Origin of the sequence: Leptospira alstonii serovar Sichuan str. 79601, from assembly GCF_000347175.1 — a bacterium.
Lineage (GTDB): Bacteria > Spirochaetota > Leptospiria > Leptospirales > Leptospiraceae > Leptospira > Leptospira alstonii.
This window is the reverse complement of record NZ_ANIK01000005.1, coordinates 1-22,944: the sequence shown is the minus strand read 5'-3', so window position 1 is coordinate 22,944 and position 22,944 is coordinate 1. Positions and strand designations below refer to the sequence as shown.

24 protein-coding genes and 1 pseudogene are annotated in these 22,944 nt (G+C 43.0%); 16 read left to right on the top strand and 9 right to left on the bottom strand.

Annotation, left to right across the window (positions count from 1 at the left end):
- The 6 genes from LEP1GSC194_RS01830 to LEP1GSC194_RS01800 all read left to right on the top strand — a co-directional run.
- On the top strand, nucleotides 1-444 hold a 444-nt coding region (locus tag LEP1GSC194_RS01830), incomplete at its 5' end, for a DUF1564 domain-containing protein (protein WP_036040708.1).
- A gap of 561 nt (nucleotides 445-1,005) precedes the next feature.
- Nucleotides 1,006-1,140: a hypothetical protein gene (locus LEP1GSC194_RS23350; protein WP_020772011.1), complete on the top strand. Its 135-nt coding sequence runs from the start codon at nucleotides 1,006-1,008 to the stop codon at nucleotides 1,138-1,140.
- A gap of 92 nt (nucleotides 1,141-1,232) precedes the next feature.
- Entirely contained in the window at nucleotides 1,233-3,575 is a 2,343-nt protein-coding gene (locus LEP1GSC194_RS01815) for a membrane protein (RefSeq protein WP_020772006.1), read from the top strand.
- Nucleotides 3,572-4,717, top strand: a complete 1,146-nt coding sequence (locus LEP1GSC194_RS01810) for a DUF445 family protein (protein ID WP_020772003.1) — start codon at nucleotides 3,572-3,574, stop codon at nucleotides 4,715-4,717. Before LEP1GSC194_RS01815 ends, LEP1GSC194_RS01810 begins: the two co-directional genes overlap by 4 nt.
- Nucleotides 4,718-4,934: 217 nt before the next feature.
- A complete protein-coding gene (locus LEP1GSC194_RS01805; RefSeq protein ID WP_020772018.1) occupies nucleotides 4,935-5,312 on the top strand; it encodes an iron chaperone in 378 nt (125 codons plus the stop codon).
- 204 nt (nucleotides 5,313-5,516) lie between these two features.
- Nucleotides 5,517-6,068, top strand: a complete 552-nt coding sequence (locus LEP1GSC194_RS01800) for a DUF1493 family protein (RefSeq protein ID WP_020772025.1) — start codon at nucleotides 5,517-5,519, stop codon at nucleotides 6,066-6,068.
- A gap of 163 nt (nucleotides 6,069-6,231) precedes the next feature.
- Here the strand turns inward: LEP1GSC194_RS01800 and LEP1GSC194_RS01795 are convergent, their stop codons facing one another.
- On the bottom strand, nucleotides 6,232-6,651 hold the full coding sequence (locus LEP1GSC194_RS01795; protein WP_020772020.1) for an Rrf2 family transcriptional regulator: 420 nt from the start codon (nucleotides 6,649-6,651) through the stop codon (nucleotides 6,232-6,234).
- Between the two features lie 299 nt (nucleotides 6,652-6,950).
- Entirely contained in the window at nucleotides 6,951-7,256 is a 306-nt protein-coding gene (locus LEP1GSC194_RS01790) for a putative quinol monooxygenase (protein ID WP_036040704.1), read from the bottom strand.
- Nucleotides 7,257-7,303: 47 nt separating this feature from the next.
- Between LEP1GSC194_RS01790 and LEP1GSC194_RS01785 the strand changes: the two are divergent.
- A pseudogene (locus tag LEP1GSC194_RS01785) lies at nucleotides 7,304-7,582 on the top strand (NAD(P)H-dependent flavin oxidoreductase); the annotation flags it as partial.
- A gap of 359 nt (nucleotides 7,583-7,941) precedes the next feature.
- Here the strand turns inward: LEP1GSC194_RS01785 and LEP1GSC194_RS01780 are convergent.
- A complete protein-coding gene (locus LEP1GSC194_RS01780; RefSeq protein WP_020772015.1) occupies nucleotides 7,942-8,211 on the bottom strand; it encodes a hypothetical protein in 270 nt (89 codons plus the stop codon).
- Between the two features lie 249 nt (nucleotides 8,212-8,460).
- Between LEP1GSC194_RS01780 and LEP1GSC194_RS01775 the strand changes: the two genes are divergently transcribed.
- Nucleotides 8,461-9,420: an amidohydrolase family protein gene (locus LEP1GSC194_RS01775; protein WP_020772005.1), complete on the top strand. Its 960-nt coding sequence runs from the start codon at nucleotides 8,461-8,463 to the stop codon at nucleotides 9,418-9,420.
- A 108-nt stretch (nucleotides 9,421-9,528) separates the two neighbouring features.
- Nucleotides 9,529-9,957 carry an LA_2478/LA_2722/LA_4182 family protein gene (locus LEP1GSC194_RS01770; protein ID WP_036040701.1) on the top strand — a complete coding sequence of 143 codons (429 nt, stop codon included), beginning with the start codon at nucleotides 9,529-9,531 and terminating at the stop codon, nucleotides 9,955-9,957.
- Between the two features lie 54 nt (nucleotides 9,958-10,011).
- On the opposite strand, the gene LEP1GSC194_RS01765 is transcribed toward LEP1GSC194_RS01770, so the two are convergent.
- From LEP1GSC194_RS01765 to LEP1GSC194_RS01745, 5 genes are all read right to left on the bottom strand, one after another.
- Nucleotides 10,012-10,278: a hypothetical protein gene (locus LEP1GSC194_RS01765; RefSeq protein ID WP_017807726.1), complete on the bottom strand. Its 267-nt coding sequence runs from the start codon at nucleotides 10,276-10,278 to the stop codon at nucleotides 10,012-10,014.
- 80 nt (nucleotides 10,279-10,358) lie between these two features.
- Complete coding sequence (locus LEP1GSC194_RS01760; RefSeq protein WP_020772017.1) at nucleotides 10,359-11,633, bottom strand: LIC11270 family surface protein; 1,275 nt, start codon at nucleotides 11,631-11,633, stop codon at nucleotides 10,359-10,361.
- A complete protein-coding gene (locus tag LEP1GSC194_RS01755; RefSeq protein WP_020772010.1) occupies nucleotides 11,630-12,457 on the bottom strand; it encodes a hypothetical protein in 828 nt (275 codons plus the stop codon). The genes LEP1GSC194_RS01760 and LEP1GSC194_RS01755 overlap by 4 nt, the downstream gene beginning before the upstream one ends.
- A gap of 2 nt (nucleotides 12,458-12,459) precedes the next feature.
- The gene (gene truA / locus LEP1GSC194_RS01750) at nucleotides 12,460-13,257 is read right to left on the bottom strand and encodes a tRNA pseudouridine(38-40) synthase TruA (RefSeq protein WP_081605010.1); all 798 of its coding nucleotides are present in this window, start codon (nucleotides 13,255-13,257) and stop codon (nucleotides 12,460-12,462) included.
- Nucleotides 13,254-14,135: a DUF2225 domain-containing protein gene (locus tag LEP1GSC194_RS01745; RefSeq protein WP_020772013.1), complete on the bottom strand. Its 882-nt coding sequence runs from the start codon at nucleotides 14,133-14,135 to the stop codon at nucleotides 13,254-13,256. Before LEP1GSC194_RS01745 ends, truA begins: the two co-directional genes overlap by 4 nt.
- A gap of 144 nt (nucleotides 14,136-14,279) precedes the next feature.
- Between LEP1GSC194_RS01745 and LEP1GSC194_RS01740 the strand changes: the two genes are divergently transcribed.
- The 7 genes from LEP1GSC194_RS01740 (at nucleotide 14,280) to lsa25 (ending at nucleotide 21,775) form a co-directional block, all read left to right on the top strand.
- Nucleotides 14,280-15,380: an LIC11274 family protein gene (locus LEP1GSC194_RS01740; protein ID WP_020772028.1), complete on the top strand. Its 1,101-nt coding sequence runs from the start codon at nucleotides 14,280-14,282 to the stop codon at nucleotides 15,378-15,380.
- Nucleotides 15,381-15,544: 164 nt separating this feature from the next.
- A complete protein-coding gene (locus tag LEP1GSC194_RS01735) occupies nucleotides 15,545-16,342 on the top strand; it encodes a lysophospholipid acyltransferase family protein (RefSeq protein ID WP_036040712.1) in 798 nt (265 codons plus the stop codon).
- Complete coding sequence (locus LEP1GSC194_RS01730; RefSeq protein WP_020772012.1) at nucleotides 16,339-17,802, top strand: acetyl-CoA carboxylase biotin carboxylase subunit; 1,464 nt, start codon at nucleotides 16,339-16,341, stop codon at nucleotides 17,800-17,802. The genes LEP1GSC194_RS01735 and LEP1GSC194_RS01730 overlap by 4 nt, the downstream gene beginning before the upstream one ends.
- On the top strand, nucleotides 17,799-18,299 hold the full coding sequence (locus LEP1GSC194_RS01725; protein ID WP_020772007.1) for an acetyl-CoA carboxylase biotin carboxyl carrier protein subunit: 501 nt from the start codon (nucleotides 17,799-17,801) through the stop codon (nucleotides 18,297-18,299). The genes LEP1GSC194_RS01730 and LEP1GSC194_RS01725 overlap by 4 nt, the downstream gene beginning before the upstream one ends.
- A gap of 331 nt (nucleotides 18,300-18,630) precedes the next feature.
- Nucleotides 18,631-19,185 carry a M23 family metallopeptidase gene (locus LEP1GSC194_RS01720; protein WP_081605011.1) on the top strand — a complete coding sequence of 185 codons (555 nt, stop codon included), beginning with the start codon at nucleotides 18,631-18,633 and terminating at the stop codon, nucleotides 19,183-19,185.
- A 363-nt stretch (nucleotides 19,186-19,548) separates the two neighbouring features.
- Complete coding sequence (omp85, locus tag LEP1GSC194_RS01715) at nucleotides 19,549-21,084, top strand: Omp85 family outer membrane protein (RefSeq protein ID WP_036040698.1); 1,536 nt, start codon at nucleotides 19,549-19,551, stop codon at nucleotides 21,082-21,084.
- A 7-nt stretch (nucleotides 21,085-21,091) separates the two neighbouring features.
- Nucleotides 21,092-21,775 carry a surface adhesin Lsa25 gene (gene lsa25, locus LEP1GSC194_RS01710; RefSeq protein WP_017809197.1) on the top strand — a complete coding sequence of 228 codons (684 nt, stop codon included), beginning with the start codon at nucleotides 21,092-21,094 and terminating at the stop codon, nucleotides 21,773-21,775.
- Nucleotides 21,776-22,559: 784 nt separating this feature from the next.
- On the opposite strand, the gene LEP1GSC194_RS01705 is transcribed toward lsa25, so the two are convergent.
- A partial coding sequence (locus LEP1GSC194_RS01705) for a transposase (RefSeq protein ID WP_036040695.1) occupies nucleotides 22,560-22,944 on the bottom strand: 385 nt, incomplete at its 5' end.

Below are 22,944 nucleotides of genomic sequence, written 5' to 3'. Positions count from 1 at the left end.
TGGATTCGTTTCTCCGAGAAAGATGTGAAATTACTTCCCAGGAGAATTCCGGAACTTTTGAGAACATATGGAAAATATCTTTCGGCCACAAAACGTCTGGGAAAAAAAGCGGGCAGAACCTTGTATCAGACCAGTCCCGGAAAATTGAAGATGAAACGAGTGAACGTTAGAGTTAACACCGGAAGTTGGACCCTCTTTGGAACGCTCGCACAGGCTCATGGCGTGTCTCGCTGTTATCTTTTCAATTATCTCCTGTGGTTGGAGGACCTCGAAGTCGGGGATTCTATTCTTTACACGATGAATGAGGGAGTTCCCACATTTCACAGGTATTACAGTTATATACTCCAACTCGACCTAATAAACAACCTGGTAACACGAAAACTACGCTGCCAACCCGCTGCGTATTTTCACGCATTGGATTACAGAGACTGGTTTCCGTCCTAAAAAATCAGAAATCCGGTTTCCAAATCGCAGGTATCTACCATAAAATTTGTCCAAAACCCGAAAAGAAAAACAGGGGAGTTCCCGCATCTCTAAGGTTTTGAGACGGGTTCTTACGGCAAATTTTCGCGACAATCCGGGAATGTATTTTTTCGGCCCGAACCCGAATACGAATTTAAAACATAATAAAACCTTAATATAACTTGCGAGGGATGTTCTAACGGATCGAAAACGAAAAAGGCGCCTTCGATCGAATATAAGAGAACGTTGGATCCTTTTTTAAAGGAGGATCTCCAAATCGATTTTTGATTTGATGCAGGGATTTTTGAATGGAACGCGGTTTGAACAAAAAAATTAAATGTATGGATCGCGCTTCCGCAAGTTTTTGGACGCGTTGTAAATAAAAAACGATTCGGCTCGTCGAATCGTTTCAACTGACCCGATTTAAAAAGGGAAGATACGACTTTGTTCGGAGTCGAAAGATTGATTTTACATTCAATACGATTTTTCGATTTACGGCGCGTCCAAAAACTTAATTTAACCTTATCAAAAAAGGAGTTCGATATGGCCTATAAAATGGACGGGGCAAAATTCCCCACCTTAGAGGAATTGATCGACGCTTTTTATCCTCTTTATGCCGATAGGATGTCCAAAGTCGATTTTGAAAAATACGTACAGGAAAACGCGAAGGAAGAATGATCCCGTAACTCGTTCTCTCGGAATGAAATGGAAAGGGAATTCCGAATATCCGTTTTGCTTGTCAGGAAATCGGGTCTCGTAAGAATCATCCCATGCAAATCATCCAGGGGAAATGGAAAATTCCTCACGCTGCGAGAAAACCTCTCGTATTTTTTTTGGTCTTTTTATTTTTATCCATACAATTTCGGTTTTTATTTACGGATCGAGTTCCCGATTCCGTATCGTTGCAAAATCAGTATCTCATTGCTCAAGACTATCAAATTCTATTTAAGAATTTTCTTTCTTCGGGATACGATCGTTCTTTGCAAGGCGGAAGTCCCACGTTTTACTTTCAAGCTCCCTTTTTCTTTTTCCTCGTTTCCTTTATTCACACGTTTATTTTATTTTTTCTTCCTTTCGGCACGGCCTTCAATTTGGGAATTTTACTTGCGTTGTTTTTATTTTCGTACGCGTTTTTAAAATTAGGATTTTTGTTTCTCACGGAAACAGGTCTCAGTCCGGGTAATGCCTTACTTACGATGACCGGACTTATGTTTTATTTTTTATATCCCGGAGACCGTTTGGTAGGCGCGGGAATCGTGGGTATTTTTCAAAATTCCATTTCTTCCTCGGTGGGACTTGCGTTTGCACTTCTGGCGATTTATTATCTGGAGAAGTTTCGTTATACGGGAAAGGTTTCCTCTTTTTCTAAGAATCTGATCACGGGAACTCTCGTGTTTTACACACACTACGAAACTTCCCTGTTTTATGTGATCGCTCTTTCAATCTACTTTCTTTTTTACAAAGACGAGTTTGCGATCCTCGAGATCTTGTCGATCTTCTTACTTCCGTTTTTGTGCGCTTCACCTATATTATGGAATCATTTTGTATATGTTCCGTATCAACAAAATCCGCCGGTCTCCTTTCCGATCAACGGACTTTTATCCCTTTTAGGGGAAGAATTTTCAAACTCGGTTTCAAGACCGGAAAAGTTTTTGGACGTACTTAAGCAAATTCTAATCGATCAATACTGGATTCATCTATTGTTTCCGATTCTTTTTGTGATCGGAATTCGGTTGCTTTTTATCAGAAAATTACTGCCGCCGATTTCCAGATTTTTGATTTTCGGGACCCTGTTTTTTTATTGGATGGCGACGGATTCCTCTTTGTCTTTGATACTTCCGTGGCTGCACGTTCAATGGTACACGGCTCTCAACGTTTCCCTCGTTTTTTTGACATTCTCCGCGCTTGTAACCGCGAGATTCTTTTTGAAAAATCTACCGCCCGGAAAATGGAAACTCTGGGCCGGTTTGATTTTATTCGTCTTAGGGTTGTATAGATTTATCGTCACGATTCCTGGACCGTCCACAGGGATCGAAAGTCTTTCCGGAAATCCCTCTTCCGTATGGAAACAAAAGGAAATATGGATTCGCGTATTTGAAAAAACTTCGTACGGCTCCTTGATTGCGTCGGAAGATGTCGCCGGAGAAGGCGGTTCCGGGGATTCCCGTTGGGCCTCCGTATTGATCCGTCAAGCCGTTAGACGAAACATCACTTTGACGAATCGTTTTGAAAATTCGTTTCCGGCTTCCGCAGAAGAGATCCTCCGGTTGTTTCCTGTACAAGGACCGAAACAAGTCGGGCAAAAAAATGTAAATCCTCCCGTTGTCAGGGAAAAGGAAAAACTTTCCGAATTATTTTTGAATCTACTTTCCGAAAGGGGAGTTTCGTACGTTTTACTTAAGTCCGACGCGCTCAATCGAATCGTGGCTGCGTCGCCAAAATCGTTTTCGCAAATCGATAAAAAGGGAGAATGGACTTTTTGGAAATTAAATTCCTCTCGACCTTTTATGGAATTACTTACTCGGAAACCGATCGCTCTTCTTATCGATGAAAGTTCTTTTCGAAAAAAATCCGGATTTGGATTGGAAAATTTACCGGAGTCGATTCTGGATTTAAAGTTTCAATGGAACGTTTCCTGGGTTCCTGTTTTTAAGGAAGAATTCGAATCGAACAAGGCAGACTTTTCGGGAGTTTATGAGGTTTCACAACTTCATTCTTACTTTCAAAAAAGGGCCGAAGAAGAAGCGGAAAGGGAAGCCGAAAGAAAGCCTACGATAAAAAGGGAAAAGAAGGAATCGACTCCTTTCTTCCCTGAGATTGAACCGCTTTCTTGGAACGACTCCGAAATCCAATGGGAACTATCGAAAGAGAAAAAGCCGGACGTTTGTTTTCCGATACTACTTCGTTCCGGTTTTTTTCCTCTCTGGAAACTTATATCCGGAGAGAACGTATATCGAACTTCGGAAGGGCAGTTCTATTTCTGTTCTAAGGAAAGAAAGAATCAATTCGTATTTTATGATATTCGCACGTATTTGATTACTCTCGTACAACTTCTGCTCCCGCTTTCCTTTTTTGGAGCAGCGTTTCTGACACGCAGGAAAATATCCAATTGACGTTCTTCTTACCCGATTCTCGAAAAACCCCTTTCGGAAAAAGACAACTTTTTTCCAATTTGCTTCTGATCGGATTTTCGATCGCGATACTTTCCATTTTGTTCTTCGGAAATCCGGAATCCCCTGTCGTAAAAATCATTCTTTCCGCATTGGAAGGAGGTTTGATCGGGGGACTTTGCGATTGGTTTGCCGTATGGAAAACCTACAAAGCGATCGAGGAAGACGGATCCAAACTTTCTTCCGAGATCGGAAACTGGGTCTCAAGCGATCTTTTGCATCACGAGGTCATTCGTTCCAGAATCAGAAAGGTTTTGGAAGACCCGTCGACTCGGGACGAGGTTCACGAGGTTTTAGTGGAAACTTTCGGAAACGAAGAAAAAACGAACGAAGTTCTGAATCGACTTTTTTCCAAGGTGGAAGAGGACATCGTTCAATACGTCGTTCACTATCAGTTTTCCGGAACCGATGTCGCATTATTAAAAGAATTAAATCGACAAAAAGAGATTATGGACACGATCAAACTTTTGATCGGAGAATCGATGATCAAGGTCGCCGATACGGAGGAATTCAAGTCCCTTCTTCAGGAAATATTAGGAAAAATGAATTTAGTGGCTCAGGTCGTTTTAAACTTAGTCGTCGACTTCCCTAAAAAATTGAAAGAATACGGAAATCACGTCAAACAGGGTTTGGTAATCGAATCCAGGGACGAAAAGACCATCGAGAAACTGGTCAATCTTATGGCCGCTTCCACGGAAACGTACATTTCATCCTGGAACGAATTACATTTGGAACAGAGGGAAAAGGCGGTGCGATCCTTGATGGGATTTTTAAAAGATCAGGCGAGTCGGCTTTTGGGAACTCTGGTTCAATCACATCTTAAGGAAATCGGTGAGATCGATACCTTGCAGGAATACGCTCCTCTTCGTTCCGTTTTGGAGTTCATTGAAAAACGCATAGACGAGAGCGTTTCCGGTTATATCGGAAGGCAAATCACGATCCGACTTCAAAGCCTGGATCCTAAGGATCTTAGAAAGAATTTGGAATGGAAAACACGGAATGTTTTGGAAACGATTCGGATCAACGGAAGTATTTTGGGATTCTTTTTAGGATGTGTTACCGGGTTTGTAAAATTCCTTTTATAATTCACACGGACCAATGTCGAAGTATTTTTCTTGTTTTGAACCTTTTCGGTTAAAAATAGAATTGTTGAAAAATTCAATAGTCGCAATTAACAAAACTGCTTCCATCGCCCATTTCAACGAAACAGAAACAAATGGAGAATTAATTTTTCAACAACTCTAATGTTTTGAAATCGAATCTCGGATTTTTTTAGGGATTCGATTTCAAAGGGTTCGAACTATGCAATCGAAAAAATTAGATTTTAAGAATATAGACAACTATATAAATCGTTTTCCCGAAGATACGCGGAAAATTTTGGAAGAATTACGTTCCGTTATCCGAGACGCGGCGCCTAAAGCGGAGGAAAAGATCAGTTATCAAATGCCTGCGTTTGCGTTTTACGGTAACTTGGTGTACTTCGCCGCGTACAAAAAACATATCGGATTTTATCCGACTTCGAGCGGGATCCGAGCGTTTCAATCCGAGTTGACGAAATATAAAACCTCGAAAGGCGCCGTACAGTTTCCGATCGATCAACCTTTGCCCTTCAAATTGATTGCAAAAATCGTTAAGTACCGGGTAAAAGAAAATAAGGAAAAAAAGAATAAGAAGTCATAAGGATATTTGAATATTTTGAAAAGAGGAATACCCCTTGACAAAGATTCGTTTTGTAATGGATCGTTTCCAATCGTTTTATAAATCTTTATTCAGAACCGCATAAAACAGCGTCCGGAATTCTAACTTTAAAACGGGAATTCGTTTTGAAATTCATGGCTATTATATCATGAATAACTAATATTCCAAGAAAATGAGGATTTTTCTATGATAACAACGAGTTCAAACGATCCGGAACGCGCAAGAGCCGTCAAACTAGTTAAAAAAATTTTGATATGTGTTGTTAGAAACAGAGGGGTTGATCTTGATAAACTTACGATGACAACTTCCTTAAATCGGGATTTGGGGCTGGACGGGGACGACGTGGATGATTTATGGGAGGATATCGATAAATACGTTCGGATCGATTGGTCGTCTTGGAATTTTAAGGAATACTTTTATGAGGAAGGAATTTCATTCGGAAATGCGTTGGTTCTGTTCATCCGTTTTCCCGTGATTTTAAGTTTTGCTTTGATAAAAAAGATATTTAGATGGATGCGGGTTTCGGTAAACGTCGATCTTTTTCAGTCGAGTTATTTCAAAGAAGAGAAGAAAGATTTTAAAATAGGACATTTGATTGCGGCGGCTTATAGCGGGAAATGGGAGAACACATTTATGGATTCAATTTCCGTCGAGAAAGAGATTCAGGACTGGCAGATTCGATATTGGGATCGATTTAAAAGAAGGTATAAGTTGAGAAATAAAAATTTGTCGTACTAATTTACATAAAATTGAGAACCATTAATTTTTATCGCAAAACATTACTTCAATGCAAAATATTAGATACTTTATTATTTAGCTATGATTAAGACCCGTCTTCCGTTCTTATTTTACTTCGGTTTAGAATAAAATACGTTAAACCGACTTACGGGATCGTTCCGTTTTATTTTTTGGAAAAACCTAGGATTTCTCGAGTGATCAAATCCAGGTTTGTGGAACCGAGTTCTTCTTCCAAAACCTTCTGCGCTTTTTCATAAACCTTCGAAAGAATCGGCTGGATCGCATGACCGCAGATGCATTTTTTATTCGGGGATTTGGAATGCATTTGGAAGATCTTTTCGTCGATGGCTTCGTAGATTTCCTTTAAGTTGATCGTGGAAGGAGCTTTTGCAAGAACATAACCCCCGTTCGGACCCATTTGATTCCGCACGATTCCCCGATTTTTAAGGAGAGACAAGATTTTACGAATCACGACCGGATTCGTATTTACGCTTTCCGCAAGTTCTTCGGAAGTTTTGGTCTTACCTTCTCCGAGAGAAAGTAGGGAAAGAATATGGATCGCGACCGTAAATCGACTCGTCATATCTGTAAGGCTTCTAGTTACAGAATACGAAATAGAGGAATCCCTGTCAAGTTAAAGCTTGACTTGGGTAGAACGTATTCATCCGAATCGTAAATTTTTTGTACGACTTGATCTTATACGAATTCCGTCTCGGAATTTTTTAGTCGTAACGATTTTACGATTTGAGTATAAAAGACTTTAAATATCCGTAAAGTAGTATCCCGCCGCTTTTGTCTCGTAACGGAGACGGATATCGATTTTCGCAGTCGTTTCTTTTGGTCGGATATTTTTTGATTTTGTAGAGAGTAGAAGTCTTACGTTCAACCGGGAAGATCGATATGAACGGGAAGATATTGAATGGATGTGCTTCCTTGGCTGAACCAATCCGGCACCGCTCTTCGCCAAGAAAGAAACTGGGGAGTGTCGAGATGTTTTTTTCTTGCGGCTTCGCTTTTATATACTTCCATAAATAAGAATCTACCCGGATCCCCGTCTCCTTGAAGCACGTCGAGTCTGAGGACGCCTTCTTCCGTATCAAGAGATTCTTTTGCCATCTCATGACTGATTGTTTTGAACTCTTCGATTTTTTCTTCCAAAACTTTATAAGAGGATACGATCACGATCATAGATTCAGAGTTTCGAAACGCTTGTCTTTTGGGAAGAAAAATCCTCACAACTGAAAGAAGGACTTCGGGAAATTCGTTCCAAAACGAAAAAGCCGATCGGCGTAAATTTGATTCTTCATAAATCGCATAACCCAAATTGGTCCAAACTATTGGAAATCGTTTTGGACGCAAAGGTGGAACTTTTGATCACAAGTTTGGGAAGTCCGCGCACCGTAGTAAACGAGGCTAAAAGCGCGGGCGCTAAGGTTTTTTGCGACGTGACTACTTTAAGATATTATAATATTATCGCAAAGGCCGGTGCGGACGCGTTGATCGCCGTCGCACAAAGAATATTCTGATATTCTAAATCGTTTGCCCCGATGAATCTTTTGGAGAATTAATTTTTCAACAAATCTAATGAAGTGCCTAATATTTTGAATTGAAGCAGTGTTTTGCGATAAAAACTATCGGTACTCAATTTTATAGAGACCGGTAACGTGAATACCGATGCGAAAGCGATTGAGGCGGAATCAACAAATTAAAATGACGAAAGAATTTCGCATTTAGAGCATCATCAATTTGTTGATTGGAGCTGAAAGCGCGGTCCGGCTCTTGGCAAAGCCAAGAGCCGGATTCGCCCAAATTTTTAACCGTAAAATTTGCGTTAGTTATATAACGTTCGAGTAACGGGTCGTGATACGAGACGTTAGATACGTTTGTTTCGTAGAGGAATCATATGAAAGACTCCGAAGGCCAAAATTTGTAGAACGTCCCCAAAGACGTTTGTCGATTTGTATCTGAGTGTGAACCAGAAATAAGAGATCTCGAATAGATGTACAACAAACGTTCCAAATCCGATCGTTTGAATTAGAAAGTCGATCGGTTCTCCCATTTGAATCCAACCGAACAGATCGGCCCCGAATACGATCCAAAAAAAAGCGATTCCGATTTTGACGGCTTGTAATAACGAATTCATAGGTTTTGTTCCTAAAACGCGCTTCAAAAATTTTTTCTTTCGTTTGAAAACTAGATTTCAAGATACGAAGGATTCTATTTGAAATCGGTTATAAAAAATTTTTCGTTATTGAAACTTTTCGGTCGGACCGGTCAAGGAAAAAAGGGTTTCCCATTCGTAATGAAGAACCGCATAACTTTTCTACCGGATAGACCAAGGAAAAAAGATTCAATCGATTGACTCGAATTCGTAAAGTAAGATATTGAATGTATGTTGCCTTGTTGTCATTATATTCTTTCTTCCAATCGAATCTCTCCGGAGCATTCTCCGTTTCCTTGGAAAGATCCGAAAAATCTTCCTCCTTTAAGGGACGATGTCTTTCCCGCACACATTCCTCTTTTGGAAAAATACGGGCTTTCGTTCATCATCGATATTCATACGCATTTTTTTCCGGAATACGTGATGAAACGAATTTGGAAATGGTTCGACGGAGTTCATTGGGAAATCGCGTACCGGGAAACGGAAATAAGAAGACTGGAAATCCTAAGGGAAAATCGGATTTTTCATTTCACTACTTTGAACTACGCTCATAAGGAAAGAATGGCGGAAGGACTGAATCGATGGGTATTTGAAACCCATTCCGATACGAAAGGTGGGATCCTTTTCGGAACCTTCTTCCCCGAAGAAGGTTGTTTCGATTATACGAAACGAGCCGTGGAAGAATACGGATTTAAAGGATTTAAACTTCATTGCGAAGTGGGTCGGTTGGATCTGACAAGAATCGAACTTTCGGAGACGTTCTCTTATCTTGAAAAAAAAGAAATTCCACTCGTGATCCATTCGGGAGACGCTCCTCTTCCGGGGCTTTATACGAATATTAAATATTTTAAATCCTTTATAGAACGTTATCCGAAATTGAAGGTCGTAGTCGCTCATATGGGAGCTTCGGAAGTTTGGGAATACGCCGAACTTTTAAGAATTTATCCTGAGCTTCGTTTGGATACTACGATGGTCTTTGTGGACTTTTTGGCTACGGGAGAAAATACGGATCGTTGTCTTGAAATTATAGAACGTTATCCGGATCGGGTTCATTTCGGTTCGGATTTTCCGAATATTCCGTACACCCTCAGTCATCCGATCTGTAATCTTTTGAATTCTCCCCTTTCCGAGGAAATCAAAAGGAAGATTTTTCTGGAAAACAGCGCGAAACTTTTTCGGATTTCGATTTAAGACGAACTCGTAAAAGGGATCTTTTTTGGTTTTAAAATCTCGGTTCCAATTCCATGTCGAAGTCCGGAAAAAACTTGCCAACGAGAGTTCCGTCTCCATTCTTTCTATATGTGCGGCAATTTAAAAGGAATATTAGCGTTGCTTCTCGCCGGACTGTTTACGATTCAGTGTGGAAAAAAAACTTCCTCACAGTCCGCTTCTGCAGAAACGTTTAAAAGAGTCGCCGAAGCGTACTGTTCTCAAATGAGCCGTTGCAAAGAACCTTATCTTTCTTCTTTGGAAGGAAAACTCAGAAAGGAAGCCGCTCTTACTTATCCGGATAACGCCCAGTGTTATAGCGATTTTAATTTCGACTACGATAAGTCCGAGCCGATCGTTTTAAAAAAACTCAGCGATAGTCTGAAGTTGGAAGCGGAGCTTTGTATCAAAAATGTGGAACGTGCGGATTGCGGTTCTATCGTTACCTACCAGATTCCGGAGTGCGCCGAGTACAACACTTTCTTAGAAACGATTTCCGTTCCTTCTTCTACGAAATAAGAATTGCTCGTCGTCTGAATTTTTTTCTATATTAAAAAATTCTTTTGCAATCCTCTATTGAAGATCCTTGGATTCGGGTGAAAAAATTTTCAAGATAAAATCGTTATCGCATTTTCTTTCTCTTTCGATCGATTTTTCATAAAGATAATCATAGTATGCAAAATAGGCCGACTTGTTGATTTCATTTTGCGGGTTGCCGGAATCATTTTTCGGGGCAAGTAAGATGGCGAGTAACGTATCCCGTTCAAAATTGATCTCCGCTAAATTTTCTCTGCAATTCGTTCGTTCGGAATCGGCAATACATTGAGTCAAAGTTATCATTGTTAAAAGTATTAATTTTAGTTTCAGGAAAGAAATCTCCTCAACGGCGGGTTTTAAACCTTAACTCTACGGGTCGCGAATTATGGACAACTCAGGTTGACTTGAACTTCGGAACGAGGGGCGTTTTCCGGAACCGTAAACACGGTTTCTCTCACCACGGTTTCCGGATAACCGTCGACTCTGGCAAGATCTCCAACACAACGAAGTCTATATTCTCCGGGATGAATGTATTTCATTTTCGTCGAGGCGCCTTGAACGGGAGAGGCCATGAGCGGGAGTTTCGTATCGATATCTCCTTCTGAAACCCGATATACGCTGTAGTAGTGGGTTGTGGAAGCGGTTCCGCCGAACACGGTCAAGCTGGAAGCGATTTCGGGACGAATAATACGGGAGCGAACCAGAAGACCGCCTCCCATATCCGATTCTCCCTTATGATCGCTGTTCCAATCGCTGATACCGACCAAGGTTCTAACTCCTCCGATGCTCGAAACGTAAGAATGGATCATCAGGTTTTCTTTCAAGTTGATTCTTACTTCCAAGATGTAGGGATCAAAGCCGGGATAAACGAGCATATCCTGGTCTCCGTTCTCCGCTTTGTAGAGCGTAGGAAACACGAGAGGAGGAAAAACGGATTTTGTAGTGGAATCGGCCCCCGGCCTATAACTCAACCTGGGAACGATGTTGATTCCGGGAACTCTGTAGTTGTCAAATAGAGTGAGATTGGAAAACGTAAGCCCGGGTTCCGTCGCCCAAGCGGTCACCAAAGACCTCAGATACAAACCGGTATAGTAGAATTGAACGGGACCGTTTCCGAACGCACCCCAGTCCGTTGCGGAAGTAGGATCGTTCGAAGGGTAGGCGACTCCCTCTCCGTTGAAAAATTGAATCGCTTTGATTTCTCCGTCGTTTAAACGACAGGAATTCGAGTTGGTAGTATAGGGAATCGTACAAAAAACCTGTCGGTTCGGAGCGACTTCGTCCCAAAACTTTTTCGTGTCTTTTACGTTCTTAATCAAACTTAGATCGAAGGTTCCTTCCTGATATTTCGTCGACATACGGATTTCTCCGATGTCTATAAAGATCGGAAGATTTTGAGCCAAAGGAACTCCGGCTAAACCGAGAGTGGGATCGAAACCTTCCCCGCTCGTATCTTGGTAGAGTTGTCCGGTTCCACCCGAATAGGCTTCGAATCCGATCGGGTTATCGGTGGCGTAGGTTCCTTTTACGAGTAGCAACATTCTCTGATTGAAGAGAGTGCTGATTACCGCGTTTTTGGTACCGTTTCCGTGCCAGTTGCCGACTTTACAAAAGAACATTAGAAAACTGGAAAGTATTAGGGCATAGGATCGTTTCATAAAAATACGCTCACCATCAAACCGAAATGAAAAAATTCAGTGTCGACAACCCTATAATAATTCGGATTGTTCAGCCTGGAATCGCTGTAAGGACTCGTGTAATAATATTTCGCTTCCGCAGGCGCGTTCATTTGAGACTCGTAGATCTTATTGTAATCGATTCGGATTCCGATTCTGATTTTTTTTCCGGCCACAAAACTCGTTTCCAAACCCACGATCATCATGTGGTCCCAACGAGAAGTGTTGGAAGGCCTTGCGACCACAAAGGCTTCCCCGCCTCCCGCACGAATGATGAACGAAATCGGAAGATCGACCGGAATCTTATAACCTAAGGCGAGGTAAACCGGAATCGTAGTCAAACCTCTCTCCGTAGCGGAAAGATAGTTCGCGTAAAAGGCGCCCATTTCGAGATAAAAAATCCAAGGCCAGGGAATCCTAAAAAAGAAACCTCCGCCCAAGGTAGTATCCAGATATTTTTGAGTTTCGGTTCCGGGCCAAGGATTCGACGCGCCCATCCAAACTCCCGCCTCGGCCTTTCGATTTTCGTAATATCCTTCCTGTTTTTCTTCCTTTTCCTCTTCCTCGGTATTTTCCGTTTCTTCCTCTTCTTTGGAAACGACTCCGCTGGAAGGAAGGCTTCCCATTTGCGCCGTACGTTTCGGAAAGAAGTCGGGAAAGAATTTATTTCCGCCTAAGTCCGGTTGGTACCCGCCCAAGAGTTCGAACACTCCGGGGTTTTTAGGAGAGGCGGATAAAATTCCGGGAAGGATCGAAAGTAAAACTAGGATCGAAGGTTTTGCGAAAATTCGGGACGACAGAAACATGATTATTTTTGAAAGTCCCGATGGGAATACATCAAATCGATCTCGGGATGAAAATCGTAGTACGCTCTGATAAAATAAAGTCCGTAAGGCGGGAGTGTGATACCGGCAATCGTTCTGTCCTTGGAGGAGAGTATGTCCAAAACGTTCCTAACTTTTCGTTTGCCGTTTGCGATTTCCAAAAGAGTACCCGTAAGAATCCGAATCATATTGTGAAGAAAACCGTTTGCCCGAATTCTTACCTTAAGGAGACCGTCCAATTCGGCGCTTCGTTCCAGTCTTACATCCAAAATCGTCCGAATCGTGGAACGACCTTTTAAGGATGTGGCCTTAGCCAAACTCCGAAAATCGTGTTCTCCTTTTAATAGTTCAAGTTCGGCTTCTAAGCGGGTAACGTCAATCTTATGTTGATACCAGAAGGCTCGATTTTTCCAAGTAGGCCTAGGATATTTCGTATTGAGAATCCAATATTCGTATTCTCTCGAATTGCAGGAAAAACGGGAATCGAAATTTTCACCTACTTCCGCCATGCCCAGGATAGAAAGTCCGACATCGGTGATCGCGTTTAGGCTCAGAAGAAACTTTCCGAAATTTTGTATCGTCGTTTGCGTTTTGAAATTCACGATCATTCCCCGAGCGTGAACCCCCGTGTCGGTTCTGCCCGCTCCCGTGACCGAGATTTCTTCCTTAAGAAGAATTTTTGCGGCCTTTTCTAGATTCTCCTGAATGCTGGGAAGATCCTTTTGAGTTTGAAAACCGTGGAAACAAAGTCCGTCGTATTCGACGAGGAGGGCGTAGTTTATTTTTCCCCTCCCATTTCCTCGATGAGTTTGTTGTATTCGTCGTAGAGTTCCTTTGCCATATCGATGATTACGGAAGGTTTGGATTTGGATCCTTTTCCCGAACCGTAAAGTCTGGAAAGGGTTCTTTTGGCCCTCACTAAAAGATTCAGTTTGGCCGCGGGGTTCGATGCGAGTTCGTCCTTGAACTTCATCGTGAGATAGGCGGAAAGATAAATGACTCCGTCAAAAGCCCAGTTCTTATCCGTGTCCGGACCTAAGAGATACGAAGCCTGATCCACCGGTTCCGAACCGCTCTGCATGATTTCCATCGTTTCGGTGTACCAACCCGCGGATTTTTGATAGAGTAGGTCTCGAACCTTGTCGAATCCCATATTCGGGAAGTCGTTGTTCAAGTCGTCGAAGTACCAAGCTCCTCGAACGGAACAAACGGCCTTCTTAGGAGTGGGCGCTACGGTGGCCTTTCGGTTTTGATAACATTCGATCGCGAGAAGATAAGAAGCCGCCCCAAGGACCAAATTGCGATCTTGATAGAAATCGATAGGACCGAGAATTTTTTCCAAATGCGAACGTCTCGTATCGAACTGAGTACGGATCTTTTCGCTCTCTTCGCCGTCTAACGCGGACCAGTCTTTTGAAAATGAGGAATAAAGGCAACGGGGACAAACGCTTACGACGTAGTCGTTGGGACTGACTCGACCGAACTTCTTATTCTTTTCGTAAAGTCTTCTGAGTTCGGAGGTGAGTTTTCCGGCGATCAAACGACCGCCGCCCTGAAACATATTTTCTTTTTGATGGATCTCGTTGCAGATCGGACAAACCGTATCTTCCTTTGCACGAAATGAGATCTTTTTTCCTTGTGCGAGAGCGCTGGCTGTCATAGTCTTATCTGTGAAAAACCCGAAAAAAACGGGAACGGGCTGTCAATTCGAACACCATTCTAACCGATAGAGTAGGAAGAAAAGCACTAATTTCTTTGTTGCCTCCGGTCTAAGAACCGGAAAAGCTCTGGAAAAGGTTAACCGATGAAAAGACTGATTCTCATATTAATTGCAATTTCCATTCTTCCCGTTACCGTATTTGGAGAGGCCGTCTCCAGCAAAGCCTATAAAAAAAGAGTGGAATTACTCGTCTACCTCCGCGCCGTCGAACCGATCGTTCGAAACTACAAGGGCGAAATTTCCGGCGGACAGAATCAGCAAACGCCCGCTTCGACTAACAATGCACAAGGCGGAGCCCCGGAGTCGGAAGGAGACAGGATCAAAAAGTATAAGGAACTCAAAAGGCTTTACCAGGAAGGACTTCAATACTTTTTCGAAAACAATCACGTAAACGCATATCGCAGATTTTTGGAAGCGCAACTCGGAACCGAAATGCTTCTGGAAGAACTTTCCCAGTTTTACGTGGAAAGAACGGAAGAAATGTTAAAAGCCGCGATCGAAAAGAAGAATCCGAATAATCCGGAAGACAGAAATTTGGTCGATATCGCGATCGAGTGGAGTAAGAATTCTTTTGTCGTTAAGGATATGACCGCGAATCGCGAAGCGCCGCTCACGAGAAGAATGTACAACCCGAGAGATTTTCACTACGTAACCAACAAATACGCGATCGAAAAGAATATGGAAATGGGTTACAGATTTTTAGGGCTTGCCAAGGAAACCCGTAACAACGCGCTCAAAATCGAAAAACATCTCGAGAAACACCAGAAACTTCAGCCGAATCATAGAAAACATAGGATCGAACACTACATCGCCGCGATTCAACTTTGCAGGGACGCAAAATCGAACGCGATCAATATCTTCAAACTGAAATATCCGTACGACAATTATTATCTTTTTAAAAGCGACGCAAAAACCGAAGCCATCAAAGACGACGAGGGAAAAGCGGGGCCTTCCGAGCCGGTTTCTTTGCAGGGAGTCACGTACGATTTCACACAAAATCCTACATTAGAATACGATCATAGAATGAGTCCCGTATTCGATCGGAGACTTCCGGAAGAATACCGCAGGGATGCCGTTGACGTTTTGGAAAAGATTTTCGACGACGAAGTCAAAAACCGAATCTTCTTAAAATGGGATCAGGAAAAACGCAAACAATTGCTCGGAGATAAGGCTCCTCCCAAATAAAACGGGGGCGCCTCCATTCCTTGAGCTTTGCTCAAGGAATGGACCGAGCTCTTTCGCGACTTCGCATTCGCTCCGGTCCTGCGGACCGCTTTCGCGTCGCTTCGATCTCTGGCGCGGCAAAAACTAGCTTTTCTAAAAACGATTCTTTGGGAAGATTGTTTTCGATGAACCCGTTGAAATTTATGGAAAGCCGTTTGGGCCGCTTTTCGAAATCCTATCGAAAGATCGTTCTCAAAACATATTTAATAACAATCGTTCTGGTATTTAGTTTTGCGTTTCCCAGTTTTGTCGCGGGATTGTTTTTCGCGCTGATCGGAAATCAAAAAAGAAAAAACGCGGCCTTTTTAAAAGGGTCGGCCGTTTGGGGGGATGCGATCCGTTGGATGACCAAAACCCGTTTTTTCAAGATCGGAGAATTTCAGATTCCGCCCAAGGGACATATGATTTTTTCGAACCACGTCAACGAGCTGGACTTTCCCTACGATTGTCTCGTAATCAACAAACCCTATCTCGCCAACCAAGTGATCAAAAAAACGTTAGTCGCCTATTGGTGGATGAAAGCGATGGGTTCCCAGGTTTTCGAATCCTCAAAGGCGGCTACGATCGCGGTTTCGGTTAGAAACTTGCTCAAGGGTTTGAGTACGACTTCGTTCATCGTATATCCGGAAGGTCATAATTCTTATCAGGAAGAAATTCAACCCTTGCAAAAAGGGATGATCAAACTCGCTTGGGAGAATAAGATTCCGGTCGTGATCGTGCTCAAATCGGGACTGACGGGTTATCAAACTCTGGAAAGAGGTTTTGTGGTCGCATACAAACAAATCGGAATTTACGAATCGACGAACTATTCTTCCTGGGAAGAATTTAAGGATTTCATTTTCGAAACGATGGATCGGGAAAAGAAGGACCTGGATGCGATGCTTTCCACCGAAGTCCGAAACGAATCGGTGCTCGTATCTTGATCTCTAAACTACTGATCGCGAATCGCGGAGAAATCGCGGTTCGTGTGATCCGTACCTGCAAAAGGCTGGGAATTAAAACCGTTGCGGTCTATTCGGACGCGGATAAGGATTCGCCGCACGTAAAACTTGCGGACGAATCCGTTTACGTGGGGGAACCGAGTCCCGCCTCTTCTTATTTAAATATTCCTAATATTCTCGATGCGATCAAAAAAACGAAGGCCGAGGCAGTACATCCCGGTTACGGATTTTTATCCGAAAAAAGCGAATTCGCAAAAGCATTAGAAAAAGAGAATGTATTATTTTTAGGCCCGAGTCCCGAATCGATGGAGCTCATGGGAGATAAGATCAACTCCCGTATCAAGATGGAGGCTTCGGGAGTTCCGGTCGTTCCGGGTTACAACGGACAGGATCAAGATCCTAAAATTCTTCAAAAGGAAGCCGAAAAAATCGGATATCCTTTGATGATTAAGGCGACCGCGGGAGGCGGCGGAAAAGGAATGAAACGGGTTTACAACCGGGAGGAATTCCTTTCCTCGCTCGAGTCGGCGCAAAGGGAGGCCGAGAAGGCCTTCGGAGACGGAACCGTGTTTCTGGAAAAATATATAGAAACTCCCAGACATATAGAAGTGCAGGTTTTCGGAGACAAACACGGAAACGTTATGCACCTTTTCGAAAGGGAATGTTCGATCCAAAGAAGACATCAAAAGGTGATCGAGGAATCTCCGGCGCCGAATTTAGCTCCCGCCCTGGTGGATGAAATCTGTCAAGTCGCGGTTAAGGCCGCACAATCGATTCGTTATGTGGGCGCCGGGACCGTCGAATTCATTCTGGGAAAGGACGGAAAGTTTTATTTCCTGGAGATGAACACTAGACTTCAAGTGGAACATCCTGTTACGGAATACGTCACTGGACAGGATCTTGTGGAATGGCAGATCCGGGTGGCGGAAGGGAAAAAACTTTCCGATCTCACCGGCGGGAAAACACTCACGCAAAACGGACACGCGATCGAAGCGCGGATTTACGCGGAAGATCCCGAGAACAATTTTCTACCATCCACAGGTATATTAGAATATATTGAATTTCCGGATCGTGATTTTTTACGCGTGGACACCGGAGTCGAAACCGGTTCCGAGATCACGGTTCATTACGATCCGATGATTGCAAAGATGATCGCTTGGGGAAAAACCAGGGAAGAATGCGCCGCCCGTCTGAAAGAATCCGTCGAATCCACGGTGATCTTCGGGCCGGTAACCAACACGTTTTTTCTCTCCGGAATTCTTTCCCATGAGGAATTTAAAAAAGGAAAAATCCATACGCATTTTCTGGAAGAACAAACGATTCTTTTTATTCCCGAAAGGGAAGTTCAAGCCGACGCGTTTTCCTTTGTAGCGGCGGCGCTTTCCGAAAAGAAAAAATCCCAGGGAATCTGGGAAGCGGTCGGTTCGGGAGGGTTTTGGTGATCGAAGAAAATTTTCGATTTAGACACAGGGAAGAGGAGATTCCGGTTCGGGTTCGTTCGGGTTCTCCCGGAGACGTGTCCGTATCGATTACGTTAGACGGAATCGTTCACGATTTTCGGATTTCCAGAAATTTTCAGAGCGAAGGAAACGGTCTTTTTTCGGGTCCGGGTAATCACTGGAGAATTCTCAGAAAAGGAAACCAAATTTTCATTCACTACAAAGGATGGAACACAAAGATCGTTCTTTCCAATCGTGAAATTCATTTGGAAGAAGGAAGCGGGGGGCTGATCAAAAGTCCGATGCCGGGTAAGGTAATTCGTGTCGGAGTTTCCGCAGGAGCCTCCGTTAAAAAAGGAACCGTACTTGCGATCGTGGAAGCGATGAAGATGGAAAACAATATTCTCTCTCCTGGAGACGGAACCGTGGAAGAGGTTTTAGTTAGGGAAGGAAGTATGGTTTCTCAGGACGACGTGATTTTGAAATTGAACCTGGGTTGATATTAGAAATTGCTTAAGTCCTACTTATGAGTGAACGTGAATTTTAGCGCAAATCCGCCTTTTAGGCGCAGATTCCTGACACTTAACAACGCAGCACGCAAGTAAGTCGTGTCCTATAAAAGTTGTTTTTGTAGAAGACGATTCCAACGATAACATTTGCATCGCTGAGACGAAAGTGTTTAATAGAAAAGTGATTCAAGAAAAAGAGTTTCCATTTTGCGCTTGGTTGTTCTTTCGGAACGTGGTTTCGTATAACGTGTCTTTGGTCTTCTGCGTTTTTATTCTTTTTATTTCCTGTTTAGAAACGAAAGAATCCGACGAAGTTTCGGGAATGAATGACGAACTTGCACTGGAAGACGCGAAAGAATTCTTCGCCAAATATCCCGAATACATATCCGACGGATTTGATTTCCCCGTAGGCAAACCCAACGCAAAGGGTTATATAGACAAACAACCCTTCGGAAAGAATTTTCATCTCGGAGAAGACTGGAACGCGATCGGTCGAAACGACTACGGAGATCCGGTTTATGCGGTTTCACACGGAATCGTAAAGTTCGCGGGAGAAGAGGGACCCGGTTGGGGGAATGTAATCATCGTAACACATCTGCTTCCGGACGGAAAGAGGATCAATTCCCTGTATGCGCATCTTTCCAAGATGAACGTTTCCAAAGGGGATCGAGTGCGAAAAGGAAAGGTGATCGGAAAAATCGGAGACGCAAATCGGCGTTACGGACCGCATCTTCACTTTGAAATGCGGGATGATTTTTTTCTTCCGACGGGCCCGGGCTACAGCAGAAATCCTTCGGGTTATCTCAATCCGAAAGAATTCATTCGCGATCATCGAAAACTAAAAAACAAAGGTCCGGTTCGTAGTAATAACCGATAAAACCCAACGGCTTAAAGAAGTGTGAATCTTTGATTCAAAATTCATAAATTGATTCGCCCAAATTTTCTCCACGAATTCACGTTATTTGCGATCCTATATTTCCTCGATTACTTTCCACTTAAACGCTTCATGTAACGTTTGATCGTTGTCATTTTCTCCCTTCTTTTCCTGACAGCTTTTTTTAGAACGATACTCCCAACTCATTCGAAAATAAATTTACCAAGATATCATATCAAATGTTATGGATAAAAGAAGTTTCGTCTGAGAATTCGGAACGTATTTCCGGATTCTTTGAAAAATCCAATTGACAGTATATGCCTGAACGGTTTCCGTTTTGATCTGAAATAAAGAAATAGGAAATCCATGAAGAAATTTCTGAAAATCGTAAGTGTTGCAATGAGCCTGCTTTTTCTTACCGCAGGGTCGACGTATGGACAAGAGGATTGTTCGAAACTGGCCTTTACGGACGACGTTGCGAGAAAGCCAAGGACGGATTTACCCTTTTTCATCTCGGAAATGAGACGTCTGAGGCCGGAGGATATCTGTAAAAAGAAAGAAGGTTGGTTTCCTACGGGTCTTCCTCTTTTGAACTCCGATCCGAACGTGGGTGTGGGTTATGGGGTTCGCGTATTCTTAATCAATAACGGTAAAAAGTCCGATCCGTTTTTTGAATATACTCCTTATCGTTTTCGGATGTTTGCGCAGTATTTTAATACGACTAAAAACAGACAGTACCAGGATATCAGCTTCGACGCACCGTATGTTTTCGATACCAAGTGGAGACTACGAGGAGATTTGATTTACGATACCAATCCGAACACCTTGTACTACGGAATCGGCGAGAAATCCTTGGAGACACTTTCGTATCAGGAGCGAAATCAATCCGGCGGGGAAATCGTAAGAAACGCGACTTATCACGAACGGGAAAAGAATATCTACTTCACGAGGCCGGGCGGGCCCGGAGATCCTCTCGATTTTCAGGGAACCAATTATTCCGGTTTTCCCGCTAACGACGCGTTTCGAGTTACCGATCGAATGTACAATCGCTACGACATCCGTTCTCCGCAGGCCAATATCAGCGGGGAACATATCTTTTTCGGAGGTTTGGTCCGGACGGTTGCTGGACTTAGGGTTTCCCAAAACATCATCAAAACCTTTGACGGCCAGTTTGTAAAAAGTACGGATCCGTTGACGGAAGGGACTCCGCTTAGCAATTCGGGTACGGCGCCGAACGCAAAAACGAAAGTAACCGAAGACGCCGAGGCGGGAAAAATCATCGGAGCCAACGGCGGTAACGTGAACTCGATACGATTCGGATTGGTTTTGGATACTCGGGATTTGGAACCCGATCCGAACCGAGGAATGTTTTTAGAAACAACTTATGAAAAAGTCGCCAAATCCTTCGGATCCGATTTTCAATATTCCAAGTATTTTACCCAGTTGAAATTGTTTTATAGTCCGTTTCCGAAAGTTTTTGATAAACTGGTGATCGCTGGTCGAGGCGCGTTCGGTTTGACCGAGGGAGACGCTCCCTTTTTTGAATATAGAAATCTCTGGTCAACGGAAGGCGGGATTACGGGGCTCGGTGGTTTAAGAACCTTACGCGGTTACAAACAGGATCGTTTTGCGGGGAAGGCGATGGGATGGGGAAACATCGAACTTCGCTGGAAATTTTTCGATTTTAACGTGGCCGGACAACATTTCGCCTTGAATTTGGTGCCTTTTATGGATTTCGGTCGGGTATGGGACGACGAGCATAAGGTGGGACTTAAAGATTATAAATATTCCCGGGGTTTGGGATTTAGAATCGCTTGGAACCAGAGTACGATCCTGATGTTGGATTATGCCATTTCCAAGGAAGACAAACAGGTATTTATGAACTTTAATCACATTTTCTGAGGAAATCATGAAAAAATATAAGAATATTCTAATACTCAGTATTTCACTTTTTCTTTTTGCAAATTGCGAGGAAAAACCGGACGATACGACCCTGGGTTTTATCAATGAAGACGCGAAAGTCCTTCTTGCGGGAATGTTATTGTTCGATCCTTATTCGGCGAACACGGCTTCGGGAACGATCACGAATTCTACGAGCGGTCTTATGTGGAAAATTTGTACACAAGGCCAGGTTCTTAGAGTCGGACAAAACGGTCAGTACGATTGTGAGGGAATCAACGACACAACTACGATCATCGGAAGATACGGGGCGGCTCTTTTTCAGTATTGTTCCCTCAATCTGAACGACTGTAATACGATTTCCTTACCTCAGGTTTTGGTCGGACAAATACCCGGGCTTACAGGAACGAGTGAGGCTTACGACTCCTGCAATCAGGATCGTACCGGAGGTCATTTCGATTGGAGACTTCCCACCTTTTCGGAGTTAAAGGCCTTGGCGGGTTCCGGAAGTTTGAACGCCCTTCTTTTAAAATTTCCGAATACCTTGGAAGACTATTATTGGACCTCTTGGGCGAAAGAAGGAACGGTGGATACGGCTCGTGCCGTAAATTTCGGAGCCACTCATTTCGGAGAAGAGACCGCTTTTGCGAAAACGAGCCGACACTTCGTTCGTTGTGTGAGGAATCTCCCTTAGAGCCTGTCTCAAAACTTGAAAATGTGGGAACTCCCACATATTCGATGTTAGGGACGAGTGGATAAGAATTAGGTACAGCTGTAGCTGTATGTAAAATCCTAACCCTTGAAACGTGGGAACTACTACAAATTTCCTTTAACATTTTAAGACCGGCTCCTGATTAACGCGCGTTTGGCGGTTGAAAGATGGGTTTGAATTCAATGTTCTTCTTTGCCGTGCGATTTGCGAGAGCCGTAACCAATTCGCAAGTCGAGGAGGATTTTGGAATATTCATTCCTGGCATCTCGCTTTCTTTCTACCGACATGTAAAATGTCGGAGTTCCGACGAGGTTTTGTAGATTCTGAATTTTTACTTGCAAAAAGTATGATTTTATTATATTATAAAAATATTGTATGCAATTTGACGACTGTCGGCGGGTCGGATGCTAAGAGTTTGCCGTAAATCCAGTTTCCTTTTTCGCATCTGTGAGGGAATTTTTGCATTGTGAAAATTTTAGGATTAACTCTGATATGGCGCACCCAACCGAGCCGTAAATATTTTTTCGCATTTTTATCATCAAATAGTTTAACTCGTTAGAGAAAAGCATTCGCGACGATTGATCAGACTGATATTCGCGGGTTGGATACCGCAGGATAATCTATACATCGGGAGCTGTTCTTAGTCTAAAAACGAAGGTCAAATTTGAAATTCAAATTTGCTTCAACACTGAGTCAACAAGTATTCCTCCTTTATCGTACATCTTCTCTAACGAATAAAACCATTTGATGAAACATTATTCTAACTCTAAGCTACTAGATTCATCGCTGCCCAAAGAAAACCGGATAGCTCTCGTGAGACTGCCGTTATCATTACTTGAGGTGTTTTTCCTCTTTGCTGCATATTACGAAACTTCTTGTGTAATCTTAAGGAAGCTTTTTCTGCTAAAGCAACGACTAACGCAGGTTGTCCGACCCTCCTTGCAGTTACGATCTTACTACCTGTTCCGGGAAAGCGATGCTGCCAAGCAGCTTCCGTCAAAATCCTTCTAAGTCTGGGACTTCCCGTTTTTGTAATCCCCGTTTGTTTTCTTTTGGAACCGCTGGAATATTCTCCAGGAACCAGCCCAAGAAAGCTCATGAAAGAACCGGCTGTTTTAAATCTCTTAAAGTCACATACCTCACAAAGTAAA

What these genes read in the sequence shown, in the direction of transcription:
- LEP1GSC194_RS01795 (WP_020772020.1), bottom strand. Translation starts at nt 6,651, where the DNA reads ATGACGAGTCGATTTACGGTCGCGATCCATATTCTTTCCCTACTTTCT.
- LEP1GSC194_RS01775 (WP_020772005.1), top strand. Translation starts at nt 8,461, where the DNA reads ATGTTGCCTTGTTGTCATTATATTCTTTCTTCCAATCGAATCTCTCCG.
- LEP1GSC194_RS01740 (WP_020772028.1), top strand. Translation starts at nt 14,280, where the DNA reads ATGAAAAGACTGATTCTCATATTAATTGCAATTTCCATTCTTCCCGTT.
- LEP1GSC194_RS01745 (WP_020772013.1), bottom strand. Translation starts at nt 14,135, where the DNA reads ATGACAGCCAGCGCTCTCGCACAAGGAAAAAAGATCTCATTTCGTGCA.
- LEP1GSC194_RS01765 (WP_017807726.1), bottom strand. Translation starts at nt 10,278, where the DNA reads ATGATAACTTTGACTCAATGTATTGCCGATTCCGAACGAACGAATTGC.
- LEP1GSC194_RS01770 (WP_036040701.1), top strand. Translation starts at nt 9,529, where the DNA reads ATGTGCGGCAATTTAAAAGGAATATTAGCGTTGCTTCTCGCCGGACTG.
- LEP1GSC194_RS01800 (WP_020772025.1), top strand. Translation starts at nt 5,517, where the DNA reads ATGATAACAACGAGTTCAAACGATCCGGAACGCGCAAGAGCCGTCAAA.
- lsa25 (WP_017809197.1), top strand. Translation starts at nt 21,092, where the DNA reads ATGAAAAAATATAAGAATATTCTAATACTCAGTATTTCACTTTTTCTT.
- LEP1GSC194_RS01805 (WP_020772018.1), top strand. Translation starts at nt 4,935, where the DNA reads ATGCAATCGAAAAAATTAGATTTTAAGAATATAGACAACTATATAAAT.
- LEP1GSC194_RS01815 (WP_020772006.1), top strand. Translation starts at nt 1,233, where the DNA reads ATGCAAATCATCCAGGGGAAATGGAAAATTCCTCACGCTGCGAGAAAA.
- LEP1GSC194_RS01760 (WP_020772017.1), bottom strand. Translation starts at nt 11,633, where the DNA reads ATGAAACGATCCTATGCCCTAATACTTTCCAGTTTTCTAATGTTCTTT.
- LEP1GSC194_RS01755 (WP_020772010.1), bottom strand. Translation starts at nt 12,457, where the DNA reads ATGTTTCTGTCGTCCCGAATTTTCGCAAAACCTTCGATCCTAGTTTTA.
- LEP1GSC194_RS23350 (WP_020772011.1), top strand. Translation starts at nt 1,006, where the DNA reads ATGGCCTATAAAATGGACGGGGCAAAATTCCCCACCTTAGAGGAATTG.
- omp85 (WP_036040698.1), top strand. Translation starts at nt 19,549, where the DNA reads ATGAAGAAATTTCTGAAAATCGTAAGTGTTGCAATGAGCCTGCTTTTT.
- LEP1GSC194_RS01735 (WP_036040712.1), top strand. Translation starts at nt 15,545, where the DNA reads ATGAACCCGTTGAAATTTATGGAAAGCCGTTTGGGCCGCTTTTCGAAA.
- LEP1GSC194_RS01780 (WP_020772015.1), bottom strand. Translation starts at nt 8,211, where the DNA reads ATGAATTCGTTATTACAAGCCGTCAAAATCGGAATCGCTTTTTTTTGG.
- LEP1GSC194_RS01720 (WP_081605011.1), top strand. Translation starts at nt 18,631, where the DNA reads ATGAATGACGAACTTGCACTGGAAGACGCGAAAGAATTCTTCGCCAAA.
- LEP1GSC194_RS01790 (WP_036040704.1), bottom strand. Translation starts at nt 7,256, where the DNA reads ATGATCGTGATCGTATCCTCTTATAAAGTTTTGGAAGAAAAAATCGAA.